This is a genomic window from bacterium (assembly GCA_013360215.1).
Lineage (GTDB): Bacteria > CLD3 > CLD3 > SB21 > SB21 > JABWCP01.
The window spans coordinates 1-17,503 of sequence record JABWCP010000017.1 but is presented as its reverse complement, the minus strand read 5'-3'; the positions used below and the strand labels follow the sequence as shown (position 1 = coordinate 17,503).

The following is a 17,503-nucleotide window of genomic DNA, read 5'->3' as shown; positions in this document are numbered from 1 at the left end:
TTAATTAAATTGGTGTTATGGGCTTAGTGTGCTTTTCAAAAAAACCAATTCCCACATACACTATAAAAGCTGCACCAAGTGCAATAAGGTAGCCCGTCGAAGATTCCCACACGTAGTGAGCGCCGATCCATACGGTTGTACCTACTATCAAACTCGCCAAAGCGCTATACGCACCACCCCAATTCGTAAACAGCCCAAAAACAAAAACGATGAAAATTCCCGCACTACCGAGGGCCGACGCATCTTTGACCAAATCATAAATACCTTCGGCATATAATGCTAAGATATAGGATAAAATACCCATAGAGATAACCCCCCATCGGGATATACGAAGTTTTGACTTTTCATCTAAATCGGGACGCGAAGCAATGATCAAGTTATGTGTCATCAGTGATGAAGCTGCTAAAAGTGTACTGTCCACCGTAGATAAAATCGCAGACACGAGTGCACCGGAAAAAATAATGTACAACATCGGTGTAAGATATTTTTGTGCCATCATCGGCAAAATACTTTCACTCTCGGATAGTCCTGGCAAAACAACAAAACCTGTCAACCCGATCAACACAGGGATAATACCCACGCTGACGTACAGTATCGCGGCGAGGATCGATGAGCGTTGTGCGATTTGAGGAGAACGGCTCGCAATGACACGCGAAAGCAATTCCTGTGCAACGAGCGACCCGCATATCGGTATAGCCCATGTCTCAGCTATTTCTAAAAAATTGACATTCGTTTCGTTATGCCGTTCCTGCAAAACAACGTGCATAAAACCTTTTATTCCACCGGTGTCAGATATCAGAAATGGCAAGATCACGAGTAATCCGATAATAAGCGTGATACCCTGCACTACATCCGTCATAGCGTCGGCTAAAAGACCTCCGAATGCCGTGTAAGTTACGACGACCGCAGCGGCGATTGTCAAAGAAAGTGTAATGGTAAGTTCTGATGAGGCGGATAACACCAGGCCAAACGCACGTATTTGCGCGGCAGCCCACATGATCGATGTGGGGATCATCAGGATGACAGCTGTTTTTTCAACAGAACGTGAGTATCTGGCTCTAAAGAAATCACCGATTGTCGTTAGTTTTTGTTTCCACAGGCGAATTGCAAAAAAAATACCGACGATCAAAACACATACGCCATAACCAAAAGGATCCGCTTTGACGCCGGCCCAACCGCTTTCATAGGCCGCTCCGGCCGTGCCGATACATGTTTCAGCACCAAACCAAGTCGCAAAAATCGAAAATGTTGCAAGCCCCATGCCCAGACTCCGCCCGGCAAGGAGATAGTCCGATTCCGAATGGATTTTGCGTGAAACGAATACGCCGATCAAAAGTTGGAGTGCTACATACGACAAAATTCCAATAAGCAGCAGCGACATGACTAATAACAACCCCTCGCTACAACCATCCAACGTACTATACCATCGGTATAATGCAAAGTCAGACAACCTTTGTTAGAAATCAACACATCACCTTCTTTTTCATTGGTAAGTTTCAAACCGGGAAATTTAGCAACAACCTCGGTGATCGCCATTCCGACTTTCACTCCTTTTGCAACTTCATATTTACTGTCATAACAGTGTATCTCAAATATGCCCTTTTTGTCTGTAAGCACTACGGCTGAACCGAATACATAACGGCGTACCGTTTCGTCCGTACTATCCGACTTATCTTCAGAAAACGCCAAAATAGGACCACCACGATACTCAAAACAGTCCGCATATAATCTCTTACCAAAAGAGGATAGATTTTTATTTACATCAGGCAATCTTACGCCTTTTACAAAAAACATGTTTATATCTTTACTATCGTAGAGTACAGTGCCCGAACTGTTAAGTGATTTATTATATTGTTCCTCGATACATTGCGCGATTTTTTCAGGTTTATGTTTAGCCAGACTAAACGATTCATTGATCATACAAGGTTCGGGTTTTGACTGCGCGACTACAAATGACGATACTTGAGTAATCAATGCTAAAGCCCAAATCGAATAAAATTTTTTAATAAACCGCATAGTACCTCCTATTGTAGAGATATTTTGTATGCATCTGTAATACCATCACCACTGGCATTGATACCGCCGATCACATACACCGTACTCCCGGATAACGCATAAGCGGTAAAAATGGAAGGGATTTTTAAAGCAATAGAGCTGTGAGTCCATTCCTGTTCTGTTATATCATAAATATAAGAATCTGAATACACATTGTCTTCACCATCATTTTCGCTACCACCGATAAAATAGATTTTGTTTTCTAACTCAACCATAACGCAAGATATAATTGAACGCGGCATAACGGATTCTACTGAAAACGAATCGGCATCAACATGATACTTATACAACACCGTATCCCCGTAACCTGTTACAAAGATATTTCCGTCGTATACCACCGAAGTCAAACCTCTCTCCGATCCGTTTTTCAAACCGTTCGGATTGCGGGAAATCCATTGATTGGTATTTATATCATAAACTTCGACTTCACCGTAAGAATCAAAGTGATAAATCTTATTGCCTACGATCTGGGCTGTTGTTCCCCAATTCAAACTAATACTACCGGTGTCGAGACTGGCCCATGTTTTTGTGGTAAAATTATAACGTTTTAGAGCGCCTGAAATATCCGGCCATCCTGAAACGTAATAAGCTGAGTTTTCTTTTATCAAAACTTTTCCGTCCCAAGTAGCGTCATTAAACATCGTATCGACCGTTTCCCAACTGCTTCCGTTAAATTTAAAAATGGATTGATACGTCGTATCGCCATTGTAGTTATCACTGCCTCCGAATACGTACAATTCACCGTTGTATATGGCCGCCGTCGAAGCCGCTAAAGGCAGCGGAAAATCGGTCAAATCTAGGATCAAGGCTTCATCTGATTTTCCACCATCGCAAGCCATAAGAATAACGGTGACAAACAATAGCATTCGTTTCATAGATTTCTCCAGGGGAAGTGAATTAACAAAAAACTCAATTTAATTTAACTTATAGCCGACATACAGACAAGGTCTGTAAAAAACGAATAGTTAGCTATTTCGTACAATACCAACAAACATAACCTAAAATTAAGCCTCCAAAAGCTTTGCAATCAACCCCGTCCATCCTGTCTGGTGGGAGGCGCCAACGCCACGCCCATTATCGCCGTGAAAGTATTCATAAAATAAAATATAGTCTTTGAAAAAAGGATCTTTCTGAAATTTTGCTATATCTCCAAAAATGGGACGTTGACCTTGATCATTTCTTAAAAAAATCCGAGTTAACCGTTTAGACAAGTCATCCGCTATAGCCGTCAGCGTCATATAGTTACCTGAACCTGTTGGATGTTCTACCAAGAAATCATCGCCATAATAACTATGAAACTTATATAGCGAAGCTATAAGCATATAATTCATCGGCATCCATATCGGGCCGCGCCAATTACTATTTCCTCCAAAAACTTCCGATTCAGACTCTCCAGGTTGATAATTAACCGTAAACGATTTGCCATTAGATTGAAATACATAAGGATTTTTCTGATGAAATTTAGACAATGCACGGATCCCATAGTCAGATAAAAATTCGTTTTCATCTAACATCCGTTTGAGAAGTTGTTTGAGGCGATGTCCTCGCAAAAGAGATAATAAACGTTTTTCTCCAATACCCGGTTCTTGCCAACGCGAAACAAGTTTGGCCAAGTCAGGTCTATGCTGGAGAAACCATTCCAATCGTTTGGCGAATGTAGGCACTTCATGTAATGACTGTGTATCCAGAATCTCGACTGCAAATATGGGTGTAAGACCCACCATCGAACGCACTTTGAGGCGCATTTCGCCAATACCCGGAGCTCTTAGAACATCATAAAAAAATTGATCTTCTTCATCCCAGAGGTCGCCGCCCCCTTTACCTGTATCCGCTATAGCGCCGGCTATAAGCAGAAAATGCTCAAAAAACTTGGTTGCCATGTCTTCATAAACTTTATCAAAACGCGCCAATTCCAAAGCTATACGCATCATATTGACGGCATACATCGCCATCCAACTCGTACCGTCCGCTTGTTCTAGCTTTCCTCCCGTAGGTAATTCGGCGCTACGGTCAAAAACACCAATATTATCCAAACCGAGGAACCCGCCTTCAAAAACGTTATTACCTTCGGAATCTTTGCGATTGACCCACCACGTGAAATTGAGAAGTAATTTGTGAAATATGGATTTTAAAAAATGGAGATCCCCCGTTCCGCATTTCATTTTTTCAACACTATATACACGCCAGGCGGCCCAAGCATGTACGGGGGGATTAACATCACCGAATTGCCATTCGTACGCCGGGAGTTGTCCATTGGGATGCATATACCATTCATGTGTAAGCAACGTTAGTTGGTGCTTTGCAAAGTCAATATCCACCATCGCTAACGGAATACAGTGAAACGCCAAATCCCATGCCGCATACCAGGGATACTCCCATTTGTCAGGCATGGATAGGATATCCGCATTATTCAGGTGGGTCCAAGCATGATTACGGCCTTTTTTTCGTTCGCTAGGCGGTGAAGGTTGTCCCGGATCTCCGGCTAACCACTGTGCTACATCAAAATAATAAAACTGCTTACTCCACAACATGCCGGCCAGAGCTTGTCTCTGAATTAAACGCATGTCATCATTATTCATTTTTTTTTGAAGTGTCGCATAAAATTCATCGCATTCCTTTATTCGATTTTGAAAAGCAGTATCAAAATCAGAAAACGGATCGTTCATCCGTGACGGACCTAACCTTAGAAGAACGGTAACCGAATTTTGAGCCTCCACTGAAATATCATAATTGATTCCCGCTTTCGTTCCCTCCTTATCCGGGTTGACGGCCTTTCGGTTATTGCCAATTAAGTATTCGTGAAATGCGTCTTTGTAATATCCCGAACCCGGCGGCATATTATACAACTTAGAATAATTGGTTTCGTTTTCACAAAAAAGAAGCTCCCCCTTTTCCTTCGAAAATAGCGTCATTGCTCCAAGTTCAGCGTGAGTCACATGTATGGCATGATTTTCAGCATGAAGCCGCGGCTTATAGCTGTCATACCCCCAAGCCCATGTATTACGAAACCAAATCTGGGGCAACAAATTGACCGATGCTTTCTGCCCGCTGCGATTGTGAATGGTGACACGAATGAGAATATCTTCCGGTGTATTTTTGGCGTATTCAACGAAAACATCCAGATAATTATCGTTATCAAATATTTTCGTATCGGCAAGTTCAAATTCCGGTTCGAGTTTAGTGCGTCTTCGATTCTCTTCCACAAGTTGGCCGTACGGGAAAGCTTCAAGAGGATACTTATACAACATTTTCATATACGAATGTGTCGGCGTACTATCGAGGTAATAATAGTACTCTTTTACATCTTCGCCGTGGTTTCCTTCGGTACCCGTTACACCAAAAAATCGTTCTTTAAGTATAGGGTCTTTTTTATTCCACAGCGCAATAGCAAAACATAAAATTTGTTTCTCATCCGAAATACCGGCAATACCGTCTTCTCCCCAACGATAAGTTTTAGAACGCGCCTGATCATGCGTGAGATATTCCCATGCCGTACCATAGGGACTGTAATCTTCGCGTACCGTACCCCATTGGCGCTCCGCCAGATAAGGCCCCCATTTTTTCCAGGGTTTTTCATGCGATCTTGCGTCAATGATACGCTGTTCTTCCATTGTCATATGAGGGACTCTTTCGTACAAAGATTGGTTCTATAGACGGCGTGCTATACCAATGTAATACATAGTTTCCGACAGAACAAAAAAAAAGTGATGCTGTCATTGAACAGCATCACTTTTATATGATCGTATTTTTATACGACTATTTTTTTGCGGACTTAGTTTTCTTTCCGCTTGCCGCTTCTTCTTCGACATCGGTTGAAGAAACAGCAATATCTTGGTAACGCTTAAGACCGGTTCCGGCAGGGATTAATCGGCCCATGATCACGTTTTCTTTGAGACCGAGCAGATAATCGGTTTTACCGTTGATCGCTGCATCCGCAAGCACTTTGGTAGTTTCCTGGAAGGAAGCTGCCGAAATAAAGCTTTCGGTGCTGAGCGAAGCTTGGGTGATTCCAAGCAATAACGGTTCGGCCGTCGCAGGCTGCGCTTCGCGATACTGAGGCGGACGTTTTTTCTCCAGTTTTTTGCAGATCTTTTCGATCTCGATTCGACTGATAAGTTGTCCTTCTTTGAGGTTGGAATCGCCTTTGTCAGAAACCACGACTTTATCGCGGATACCTTGATTCTCCTCATTAAAACGAAGACGGTCAACCTGATCATCCTGGAGGAAATACGTATCGCCTGGATCCTGAATACGAACGCGTTGCAACATCTGGCGTACGATCACCTCGATATGTTTATCGTTGATCTTCACACCTTGAGTACGGTACACTTCCTGAATTTCATTGACCAAGTAGCGCTGTACTTCGGCAGGGCCTTTGATACGCAAAATATCATGCGGCGCGACAGACCCATCGGACATTTGTTCGCCGGCGATCACGTAATCGCCTTCGTGTACGATAAGATGCTTACCGAAAGGAATTTTGTAAGACTTGCTTTCGCCGTCTTTTCCTTCGATCATAATTTCGCGGTAACCGCGGGATATTTTTCCGATTTTGACCGTACCGTCAATTTCAGCCACGGCAGACGAATCTTTGGGACGACGTGCCTCAAAGAGTTCCTGTACGCGCGGGAGACCGCCGGTAATATCTTTGGTTTTCGCCATTTCACGCGGGATTTTGGCTACCGCTTCACCGGCATGCACTTCTTCCCCATCTTTGATAACGAGGTACGCGCGGGTCGGTAAAATGTGGGTTTCCAGAACTTCGCGTCCTTTTTTGATCACGACGCTCGGAGTCATCTTTTTATCGCGGGATTCGATAACCACAAGGTGCTTCATACCGGTAGCTTCATCGGCTTCTTCACGGCATGTCACGCCTTCTTTCAATCCTTCATAATGAACGATACCATCATGTTCGGAAATAATCGGCGTATTGTACGGATCCCATGTCATAATAAGATCGTCTTTTTTGACTTTTTGGCCGTCATGTACGCTCAATTCCGCACCGTAGGGAACTTTGTATGCGTATACCAAACGATCTTCATCAAGAAGTTCAATACGTCCGTTGCGGCTTAGTGAAATCACGATACCATCGGTTTGACGTTCGAGCATTTTCATACCCGGCGCGAAAACAACTTTGCCGTCCGACTTGGAAAGCGCTTGCGGTAATTCACCGACGCGTGCAGCCACACCGCCGATGTGGAATGTACGCAGAGTAAGCTGTGTACCCGGTTCACCGATGGACTGGGCAGCCATAACACCGACGGCTTCGCCCATATTTACAACGTTACCGGTTGCAAGATTACGTCCGTAACACTTAGCACATACTCCGCGTTTGGATTCGCAAGTAAGTACAGAACGAATTTCAACCATTTCGATGGCTGAGTTATTCAGCATTTCAGCTTTGGCTTCATCGATAAGTTCACCGGCTTCGATAGCCACTTTACCTGTCGAAGGATCTATCACGTCATCCGCAGCTACACGGCCGAGGCAGCGTTCACCGAGTGACTCTTTGATTTCTTCGCCTTCTTTGATAGCCATCGTTTTAACGCCGAGGATCGTACCGCAATCGTCTTCAGTTATGATCACGTCCTGAGCAACGTCCACAAGACGACGAGTCAAATAACCGGCGTCAGCTGTTTTCAAAGCGGTGTCAGCAAGACCTTTACGGGCACCGTGCGTTGAAATAAAGTACTCCCATACCGACAAACCTTCTTTGAAGCTGGCCGTGATCGGGTTTTCGATGATTTCACCGACCTGACCCGTCATACTCTTTTGCGGTTTGGACATAAGTCCGCGCATACCGCCGAGCTGCTTGATCTGATCACGCGAACCGCGAGCGCCGGAATCCATCATCATGAAGATAGGATTAAAACCGCCGCGATCGGTTTGTGTGCTTTCATACATCGAAGCCGCCACATCATTGGATGCGTGAGTCCAGATGTCGATAATTTTATTGTAACGCTCACCATCGGTCATGAGACCCATACGGTATGTTTTTTGAACTTTTTCGACTTGCGATGAGGCTTGTTTGAGTACGCCTTCTTTATTCGGAGGCGTCAATACGTCCTCAATACCGATGGACACACCGGCACGCGTTGCCGTCATAAAACCAAGCATCTTGAGGTTATCAAGAAATTCAACGGTCTTAAGATTTCCTGCAGCGCGATGCATGCGGGAAACGGTTTCTTCGATTTTCTTTTTTGTCATCAATTCATTGACAAATCCCATTTCTTTGGGAATGATTTCATTGAAAAGAGAGCGACCCACCGTCGTATCAATGTACGCCACCGTAGCCGTTTTGCCTTCACCTTTGATATAACGCAATTTGATTTTGGCATGCAATTCGGCAACGCCGTTATCAAATGCCTGACGAACTTCGGCAATGGATGAGAAACGCATCCCTTCTCCGCGTGCGCCGGGCTTCGCTTTAGTCAGATAATAGTTACCCAAAACAATATCCTGCGAAGGAATTGCTATCGGGCGACCGCTGGAGGGCTGAATAATATTGTGGCTCGAGAGCATCAACATACGCGCTTCGATTTGCGCTTCGTACGACAGCGGAATGTGAACGGCCATCTGATCGCCGTCAAAGTCTGCGTTAAATGCGGCGCAAACCAGAGGGTGCACTTGGATCGCACGGCCTTCGACGAGCACCGGTTGAAACGCTTGAATACCAAGGCGGTGCAACGTAGGAGCACGGTTAAGCATTACAGGGTGATCGGAAACGATCTTTTCCAATATCTCCCATACTTCCGCGCCATGCTTATCTACCATGCGTTTGGCTGACTTGACGGTTTTTACATAACCGCGTTCGACCAGTTTACGAATAATGAATGGCTTGAATAATTCAACGGCCATCTCTTTGGGTAAACCGCACTCATGAAGTTTGAGTTCAGGTCCGACGACGATCACGGAACGACCGGAATAATCAACGCGTTTTCCGAGCAAGTTTTGACGGAAACGGCCTTGTTTTCCTTTGAGCATGTCCGACAAGGATTTCAACGGACGATTGCTGTCGCTACGTACTGCCGCGGTCTTACGGCTGTTATCAAAAAGCGAATCAACCGATTCCTGAAGCATGCGTTTTTCATTACGCAAAATCACCTCAGGAGCGCGGATTTCAATCAATTTGCGCAAACGGTTATTACGTATGATGACACGACGATATAAGTCATTCAGATCGCTCGTCGCAAAACGTCCGCCTTCAAGCGGTACGAGCGGACGCAATTCGGGAGGAATGACCGGCACAACATCGAGCACCATCCACTCAGGGCGGTTTTCGATCGCGCCTTCGCTCAGGCGAAATGCATCGGCCACACGAAGCTGACGCAAGGCATCGGAACGTTTTTGAATGGAAGTCGAAGGATCGCGCAACACTTTACGCAAATCAATACAGATCTGCTCGACATCAACGCGCTTGAGCAATTCTTTAACGGCTTCCCCGCCGATTAACGCAATAAACTTATTGGGATCGGTGTTCGGCAGATTTTCATTATCCAATCCGAGCTCTTCTTTGACACGATACAGCTCTTCTTCAGGGATAATATCTTTGTACTTGAGACCGCTTTTGCCGGGCTGTACGACGATATAGTTTTCGTAATAAATGATTTTTTCAAGCTGCTTGATGCTCAGACCAAGAAGCGAACCGATCTTGCTCGGCAGGGATTTGAAAAACCAAATGTGTACGACGGGTACGGCCAGCGAAATATGACCCATGCGTTCGCGACGAACGGCTTTGAGCGTCACTTCCACGCCGCAACGGTCGCAGATGATGCCTTTGTAGCGAATACGTTTGTATTTACCGCAGTGGCATTCCCAATCCTTTACGGGACCGAAAATTTTCTCACAAAACAAACCGTCTTTTTCCGGCTTGAATGAGCGGTAATTGATAGTTTCCGCTTTGGTGACTTCTCCGTACGAACGGCTCAAAATCGCATCCGGCGATGAGATACCGATCGTGATCGTTGAAAAGTCTTTTGACAAACTGTTATTGGACAAATATATGGACACGGTTGATCCTCCTTTATCGGAGCGTTATGAGTTAATCTAAATTACAACACCACGTGCGTTGCAATTACTCAATTTTTACTTCAAGGCCAAGACCCTGCAATTCGCGTACAAGCACGTTAAATGATTCGGGAACACCCGGTTCAGGCAAATTATCGCCTTTAACGATGGCCTCGTACACTTTCGCACGTCCGCCGACATCATCGGATTTGTACGTGAGAATTTCTTGCAGAATGTAAGCCGCGCCGTAGGCTTCAAGCGCCCACACTTCCATTTCACCAAAACGCTGACCGCCAAACTGAGCCTTACCGCCCAAGGGCTGTTGCGTGATGAGTGAGTACGGACCGATAGAACGGCTATGGATCTTATCATCGACAAGGTGGTTTAGTTTCATCATGTAGATGTAGCCGACCATAGTTTCCTGATCGAAGCGATCACCGGTTCGTCCGTCAGTCAAGCGCACTTTACCATGATCCGGTAAACCGGCCAAACGTAATTCGTTTTTTACATCGGATATCTTCGCTCCGTCAAACACGTTGGTTTCATAGTGTTTGCCGAGAATCTTACCCGCCCAACCGAGCGAAGTTTCAAATATCTGTCCAAGATTCATACGCGAAGGCACTCCGAGCGGATTGAGAATCACGTCAACAGGTGTACCGTCGCTCAGAAATGGCATATCTTCAGTGGGAACGATTTTGGACACAACGCCTTTGTTTCCGTGACGTCCTGCCATCTTATCGCCGACCGAGATTTTGCGTTTCTTAGCAACCTGGACTTTAGCCAACTGTACAATTCCCGGAGGCAATTCATCCCCAACCTGGACTTTGAATTTCTCGGAATTGTATTCCGTTTCGACTTCTTCGGCATTGCGTTCAAAGTTGTCAAATAAGAAATTGGCCATCTCGTTTGTTTCTTCATCATCCGTCCAACGGCTTTCCTGCAGGTTGATTTCCGCAGGGTCCAAATTTTTGAAAGAATCTTCGGTAAATTTTTTACCTTTTTTCAAAAACTCGGAACCGTCCGTGTAGACAACGCCTGCCGATACTTTGCCGACAAGCAGTTTGGTCAACTCATCGCGCAAGTTGGATTTCAAACGGCGAACTTGTTTTTTAAGTTCGTTTTCCAATTCTTCGAGCTTCTTCTTATCTTCTTTTTTGGATTCTGTATCTTTTTTCTTACGGCTGAAAAGTTTGGTCGAAATGACAATCCCCTTCATGCCCGGAGGCGCTTTGAGGGATGCGTCCTTGACATCACCGGCTTTATCTCCGAAAATCGCTTTCAGAAGTTTTTCTTCCGGCGTAGGATCCGTTTCACCTTTAGGTGTTACTTTTCCTACAAGAATATCACCGGCCAATACTTCTGCACCGACACGGATAACACCGTTTTCATCAAGATCCTTCGTCGCTTCTTCGCTGACGTTGGGAATTTCGCGCGTAAGTTCTTCTTCGCCGCGTTTGGTATCACGTACCTGTATTTCATACTCTTCGATGTGTATTGACGTAAATACGTCATCACGTATCACGCGTTCGCTCAGAATGATAGCATCTTCGAAGTTATAACCGCGCCACGGCATGAAAGCCGCCAACACGTTACGACCGAGAGCAAGATCACCGCGTTCGGTCGAACACCCGTCAGCAATAATTTGTCCGGCTTTCACTTCATCACCTACAGAGACGATCGGGCGTTGATTGATACACGTATCTTGATTGGTACGGAAAAACTTCAGTAACCGATACGTCATCGTATCCGAAACAGAGTCTTTACCTTTCTTTCCGCCCATGGTTTTCTTACGGATGGTGATTTCTGTTGCTGAAACATCTTCGACCACACCGTCAATATCCGAAATGATAACCGAGCGTGAATCCACAGCCACGGTGCGTTCAAGACCGGTACCTACGATCGGTGCTTCCGGCACAAGCAACGGCACCGCTTGACGTTGCATGTTAGATCCCATCAGTGCGCGGTTGGCGTCATCGTGTTCAAGGAATGGAATCAACGCGGCCGCCGGCGATACAATCTGCGCAGGCGAAATATCCATGAACTGGATTTCATCCGGAGTTACCACCGGAAAATCACCTTCTTTACGCGCTTTTACGAATTCATTGTCAAAAGAACCTTTTTTGTCGATCGGTTCGTTCGCTTGCGCGATCGTCATGCCGTCTTCGTCGCTGGCAATCAGAAATTCAATATTTTCCTGTACACGACCTTTGACGACTTTACGATAAGGCGTTTCGATAAACCCGTACCGATTCACTCGCGCAAAAAGGCAAAGTGAAGAAATAAGACCGATATTCGGGCCTTCCGGTGTTTCGACCGGGCAAAGACGACCGTAGTGCGTATAGTGCACGTCACGCACTTCAAATCCTGCGCGTTCACGCGTAAGGCCGCCCGGTCCGAGAGCCGAGAGACGACGTTTATGCGTCAACTCGGATAACGGGTTCGTCTGATCCATAAACTGTGAAAGCTGGCTGGTACCGAAAAACGTATTGATTACGCTGGATACCGTACGCGCATTGACAAGATCTTGTGGTGTCAGATTTTCATTATCGCGCAGGTTCATACGTTCTTTGATCGTACGTGTCATACGCGTCAAAGCTACACTGAATTGTCCGGCGAGCTGCTCACCGACGGTTTTCACACGACGATTTCCAAGATGGTCTATATCGTCGGTTTGGCGAATGCCGTCGCGCAATTCTATCAATGCTTTGATGATCGCGATAATATCATCTTTGGTAAGAACCGTAACCGATTCCGGTATATTGAGGCTCAGACGTTTATTGATACGATTACGTCCTACATCGCCAAGATCATAACGTTTGGAATTAAAAAATTGACGTTCCAAAAGCCCGCGCGCCGTTTCCAGATCCGGCGCATCGCCGGAGCGAAGTTGACGGTAAATCGTTTCCAAAGCTTCTTTTTCATCTTTGGTAACGTCTTTACGAATCGTATTGGCGATCACTTCCGGAATGACTTCTTCGGCTTTGATCAAATCAATTTTTTTGATTTTGCTGCGTTTGAGCTTGGCAAAAGTTTCTTCGGTCAGTTCAGTTTCGCGTTCGGCAATAATTTCGCCGGTTTCCTCATTGACGATATCTAACGCCAATTTACGGCCCATAATCTTATCGCCGTCAATCTTGGAGATTTCCACTTCGTCAATAATATTAAAAAGCTTGAGCATGTCGCGGTCCGACGAATAGCCCAAAGCACGTAAAAACGTCGTTACGGGGAATTTCTTTTTACGGTCAATAAACACATACATGACATCGTTGATGTCCGTCGTGAACTCTATCCACGAACCGCGGAAAGGTATGACGCGCGCCGAAAACATCTTGGTTCCGTTCGGATGCAGCGATTCGTCAAAAAATACGCCCGGGGAACGGTGAAGCTGGCTTACGATGACGCGTTCTGCACCGTTGATAACAAAGGTACCCTTCTCCGTTATGTACGGAAGGTTACCGAGATATACATCCTGTTCGATGATCTCGGGATGCTTGTCATCCGCTGATTTTTTGCTGATCAGACGCAACGTCGCTTTCAAAGGAACAGAAAACGAAACACCGCGTTCCTGGCATTCGCGGACGTCATATTTAGGACGTTCGACGTAATACTTCAGAAATTCAAGTTTGAACAATTCTTTAGCATCGTCTACCGGAAAATTACTCAAAAATACATTCTGAAGACCGGTATTGGTCCGTTTTTCTGCAGGAACATCTTCCTGCAAAAATTCTTTATAGGAATCAATCTGGATTTCCAGAAGATCCGGCATGGGAACTACGCTCGGATTTTTGGCGAAGTTCACACGCTCAATAACTTTTTTTGTACTCAATGGAATCCTGCCTTTTAATTAAGGTTGTCAGAAAACTCTTAATTTTTTTGTAGAAAAAGCGAAAGGCATGTTCGCTTGCGGGAGAAACCCATATTATCGCCTGGATTTCTTTATCGGATCAAAACTAAAAAACACGCCGAGAGCGCAAAATCGTTTTTAACGTTCTCCGCGTATTTTTCAAAAATTCAAAAAACATTGGAAGGCAGTTGGATTCCAACTGCCTTCCTTATCAATCCAAAAACGATTAAGCAACTTCGACGGTAGCGCCGACTTCAGCAAATTTCGCTTTGATTTTTTCGGCTTCATCTTTCGATACGCCTTCTTTGACAACGGCGGGCGTTGCATCAACAGCATCTTTAGCTTCTTTGAGGCCGAGATTGGTGATTTCGCGGAGGACTTTGATCACCTGGATTTTTTTGTCACCGGCGTTGGTGAGCTTCACTGTAAATTCGGTCTTTTCTTCAGCTGCAGCGGCTGCACCGGCACCCGGAGCACCGCCCGGAGCTGCTGCTACTGCAACAGGGGCTGCAATTTCGACACCGAACTTGGACTTGATTTCTTTGACCAGTTCGCCGATTTCCATCATGTTAGCACTGGCAAGATATTCCAGTACATCTGCGCGAGAGATAGCCATTTTAGGACTCCTGACTTTTGTTGCAACCGGTTATCCGCAACACTTACACGGACAACATATTAAGGCCGCAAACGTTAATGAATGAATGAAAAATTAAGCTGCTTTTTGGTTTTTCAGGGACTCTAGCACACCCACGAGATTTTGCATCGGGGCATTGAGTACCATCACCACATTCTGCATCGGCGAATTGAAAAGGCCGACAAGCTGAGCCAGCATGTCTTTCTTATTAGGCATTTTCGCAATGTCGCCGATCTTCGATGCGGCATACATTTCTTTTTCGATAATACAGATTTTAACTTTGAGATTATCGTTTTCTTTTTCTTTGAGAAACTCCGATATAACTTTCGCCGGAGCAACCGCATCATCGTAACCAAATGCAATACCCGTCGGTCCTTGCAAATACTTGCTCAGATCAACCGTATAGCCGGCTTTATTGAGCGCTTGTTTGGCTAATGTGTTTTTGACAACTTTAAATTCCGAATTGGTTTCACGAAATTTATTACGGAGCTGTTCCATTTTGATCACATTGATACCCGTAAAATCCGTCAGATAGAGGCTGGAGGCCTTCTGGAATTTATCAGCGAGGTCCGCTATGATCTGTTCTTTATTTTCTTTTTTCATGGTCGTAGATGTTTAGTGTTTGACAACGCGTTAATTAGTGTATCGTCAGTCCGCCCACTTCCGTGTTGCTGACTTTGACTGAAGGTCCCATACTCGTGGAAACATGCACACTTTTCAAGTATGTACCTTTCGCCGTAGCCGGCTTCATACGAATAATCGTAGTCATAAAGCTCTTGAAATTTTCTTCAAGCTGTTTGGCATCAAACGACGATTTGCCGATACCAACGTGTACATTACCTTGCTTATCAACGCGAAATTCCACACGACCGGCTTTCACTTCTTTTACCGCCTTGGTAACATCCGGTGTGACAGTTCCGCTTTTCGGATTAGGCATGAGGCCCTTAGGGCCAAGGACTTTACCTAATTTACCCAACTCAATCATAGCTTCGGGTGTAGCTACGATCACATCTATATCCGTCCAACCCTCTTTGATCTTTTGCAGATATTCATCAAAACCAACCAAATCCGCACCGGCTTCTTTGGCTTCTTTTTCTTTGGTTTTGGTGATCACAAGGACACGCACCGTACGGCCATTACCATGCGGTAACATAACCGTCCCGCGAAGCGCTTGATCGGCGTGTTTCGGATCAACACCGAGATTGACAGCCACATCAACCGTTTCTGTAAATTTAGTTGTGGCGGTTTCTTTGATCATTTTGAAAGTATCGGAAATGGAATATTCCTTACCTTTCTCGATCTTTGCGACAGCCGCTTTAAAGCGTTTGCTGTGTTTTTTCATAGTTCTCCTTTTGCGAATTTTCTGTGCATACGGCACATACTGGTTCTCCCACATGCCTCACGGACGTGGTGTGTTATGAGTAAATTAGAAATTAATCAATAATATCCAGACCCAAGCTCTTTGCGGTACCTTCCATCATGCTCGTAGCCGATTTGATATCTTTAGTATTGAGGTCGGGCAATTTGATTTTAGCAATCTCCATCAGCTTAGCGCGAGAAATTTTGCCTACTTTGTTACGATTCGGTTGGGCCGAACCTTTTTCCAAATTGATCGCTTTTTTGATCAAAATGGCAGCCGGAGGCGTTTTGAGGATAAATGTAAACGAACGATCCGAATAGACCGTTATGATCACCGGAATGATCATACCCTTCTGATCCTGGGTCTTGGCGTTAAACGCCTTACAAAATTCCATGATGTTCACGCCGTGCTGACCGAGAGCCGGACCGATCGGCGGTTGCGGATTGGCTGCACCGGCAGAAATCTGCAACTTAATTTGAGCGACAACTTTTTTCACAGTTGATTCTCCGTTGTGTGTTTAATTATGAATTCGTTACGGTTTTTACCTGGAGAAAATCCAGTTCCACCGGTGTCGAACGGCCAAAAATACTGACCATGACTTTGAGTTTTTTCTTTTCGTAGTTGATTTCATCAATAAAACCGTTGAAATCCGCAAAAGGACCATCAATGATTTTGACAGCATCACCCACTTTATAAGGTATTTCGATCGTTTCGGTGGTCTGTTTTTCATGCATGCGACCGAGCATACGATCTACTTCATCCGGACGAAGCGGTTGCGGCATATTCTTAGGTCCTACAAAACTCACAACGCCGGGTGTGTTGGTGATTACATGTTGCACACGTTTATCGTCCACCATTTCAATAATCATATATCCCGGTAAAAAGGAACGTGTTTTTTCTTTCTTTTTACCGTTCTTCATTTCGACGATGGTTTCTTCGGGAATCATAATGCGAAAAACGAGATCTTTAAGACCGGCTATCTCGAGTTCACTTTTGATATGATCGCGAACTTTGGCCTCCTGACCTGAGTACACACGTAACGTATACCAACGTGTATTTTCAGGACGCGGTGCATCTTTCGTCACAATTTCAGGAGAATCCGTTTTTTCCGTGTTTTCCACTTGCGATTCCTTTAATAAATCCGATTACAGAAGGAGTTTCTTTACGATCGCTTGCAACACATTGTCCGATGTAAAAATATACAACGACAATATGAGCCAAAGGACCATAACAACTCCCGTAGAACCCATCAACTCTTCACGTGTAGGCCAAGACACTTTTTTCATTTCGGTCTGCACGCTCATAAAAAATTCTTTTATTCTGTTCATTTGTTCCTTAACTCCTGAATATTTTTTCGCAGGGGAGACAGGACTTGAACCTGCAACCTACGGTTTTGGAGACCGCCGCTCTGCCAATTGAGCCACTCCCCTAAACAAGTCCCTCCGACGCTGCGCCGGAGGGATATTTTTCTTCTTACTTGAGGATCTTGGTTACGACACCGGCGCCTACGGTACGACCACCTTCGCGGATAGCGAAGCGTAAGCCGTCTTCCATAGCGATCGGCGCAATAAGTTCCACACTGATCTTCACATTGTCACCAGGC

At 45.1% G+C, this 17,503-nt stretch carries 13 protein-coding genes and 1 tRNA gene; all 14 read right to left on the bottom strand.

Annotation, left to right across the window (positions count from 1 at the left end; genetic code table 11):
• Positions 1-4 precede the first annotated feature (4 nt).
• The gene (locus HUU58_10915; protein NUN46181.1) at positions 5-1,381 is read right to left on the bottom strand and encodes a sodium:solute symporter family protein; all 1,377 of its coding nucleotides are present in this window, start codon (positions 1,379-1,381) and stop codon (positions 5-7) included.
• Positions 1,382-1,383: 2 nt separating this feature from the next.
• On the bottom strand, positions 1,384-2,016 hold the full coding sequence (locus HUU58_10910) for a hypothetical protein (GenBank protein ID NUN46180.1): 633 nt from the start codon (positions 2,014-2,016) through the stop codon (positions 1,384-1,386).
• 8 nt (positions 2,017-2,024) lie between these two features.
• Positions 2,025-2,930: a hypothetical protein gene (locus HUU58_10905; GenBank protein NUN46179.1), complete on the bottom strand. Its 906-nt coding sequence runs from the start codon at positions 2,928-2,930 to the stop codon at positions 2,025-2,027.
• A gap of 129 nt (positions 2,931-3,059) precedes the next feature.
• Positions 3,060-5,672: a glucosidase gene (locus HUU58_10900; protein NUN46178.1), complete on the bottom strand. Its 2,613-nt coding sequence runs from the start codon at positions 5,670-5,672 to the stop codon at positions 3,060-3,062.
• 139 nt (positions 5,673-5,811) lie between these two features.
• Positions 5,812-10,059 carry a DNA-directed RNA polymerase subunit beta' gene (gene rpoC / locus HUU58_10895; GenBank protein ID NUN46177.1) on the bottom strand — a complete coding sequence of 1,416 codons (4,248 nt, stop codon included), beginning with the start codon at positions 10,057-10,059 and terminating at the stop codon, positions 5,812-5,814.
• A gap of 70 nt (positions 10,060-10,129) precedes the next feature.
• Entirely contained in the window at positions 10,130-13,888 is a 3,759-nt protein-coding gene (gene rpoB / locus HUU58_10890; GenBank protein NUN46176.1) for a DNA-directed RNA polymerase subunit beta, read from the bottom strand.
• Between the two features lie 244 nt (positions 13,889-14,132).
• Entirely contained in the window at positions 14,133-14,516 is a 384-nt protein-coding gene (rplL, locus tag HUU58_10885) for a 50S ribosomal protein L7/L12 (protein NUN46175.1), read from the bottom strand.
• Between the two features lie 99 nt (positions 14,517-14,615).
• A complete protein-coding gene (locus HUU58_10880) occupies positions 14,616-15,143 on the bottom strand; it encodes a 50S ribosomal protein L10 (protein ID NUN46174.1) in 528 nt (175 codons plus the stop codon).
• 34 nt (positions 15,144-15,177) lie between these two features.
• Complete coding sequence (locus HUU58_10875) at positions 15,178-15,882, bottom strand: 50S ribosomal protein L1 (GenBank protein NUN46173.1); 705 nt, start codon at positions 15,880-15,882, stop codon at positions 15,178-15,180.
• A 91-nt stretch (positions 15,883-15,973) separates the two neighbouring features.
• Positions 15,974-16,396: a 50S ribosomal protein L11 gene (rplK, locus tag HUU58_10870; GenBank protein ID NUN46172.1), complete on the bottom strand. Its 423-nt coding sequence runs from the start codon at positions 16,394-16,396 to the stop codon at positions 15,974-15,976.
• A gap of 25 nt (positions 16,397-16,421) precedes the next feature.
• Positions 16,422-16,985, bottom strand: a complete 564-nt coding sequence (nusG, locus tag HUU58_10865) for a transcription termination/antitermination factor NusG (protein ID NUN46171.1) — start codon at positions 16,983-16,985, stop codon at positions 16,422-16,424.
• Positions 16,986-17,045: 60 nt separating this feature from the next.
• Complete coding sequence (gene secE / locus HUU58_10860) at positions 17,046-17,228, bottom strand: preprotein translocase subunit SecE (protein NUN46170.1); 183 nt, start codon at positions 17,226-17,228, stop codon at positions 17,046-17,048.
• Positions 17,229-17,257: 29 nt separating this feature from the next.
• Positions 17,258-17,330 (bottom strand) — tRNA-Trp (locus tag HUU58_10855).
• Between the two features lie 43 nt (positions 17,331-17,373).
• The coding region (gene tuf / locus HUU58_10850; GenBank protein ID NUN46169.1) for an elongation factor Tu at positions 17,374-17,503 on the bottom strand (130 nt) is incomplete at its 5' end.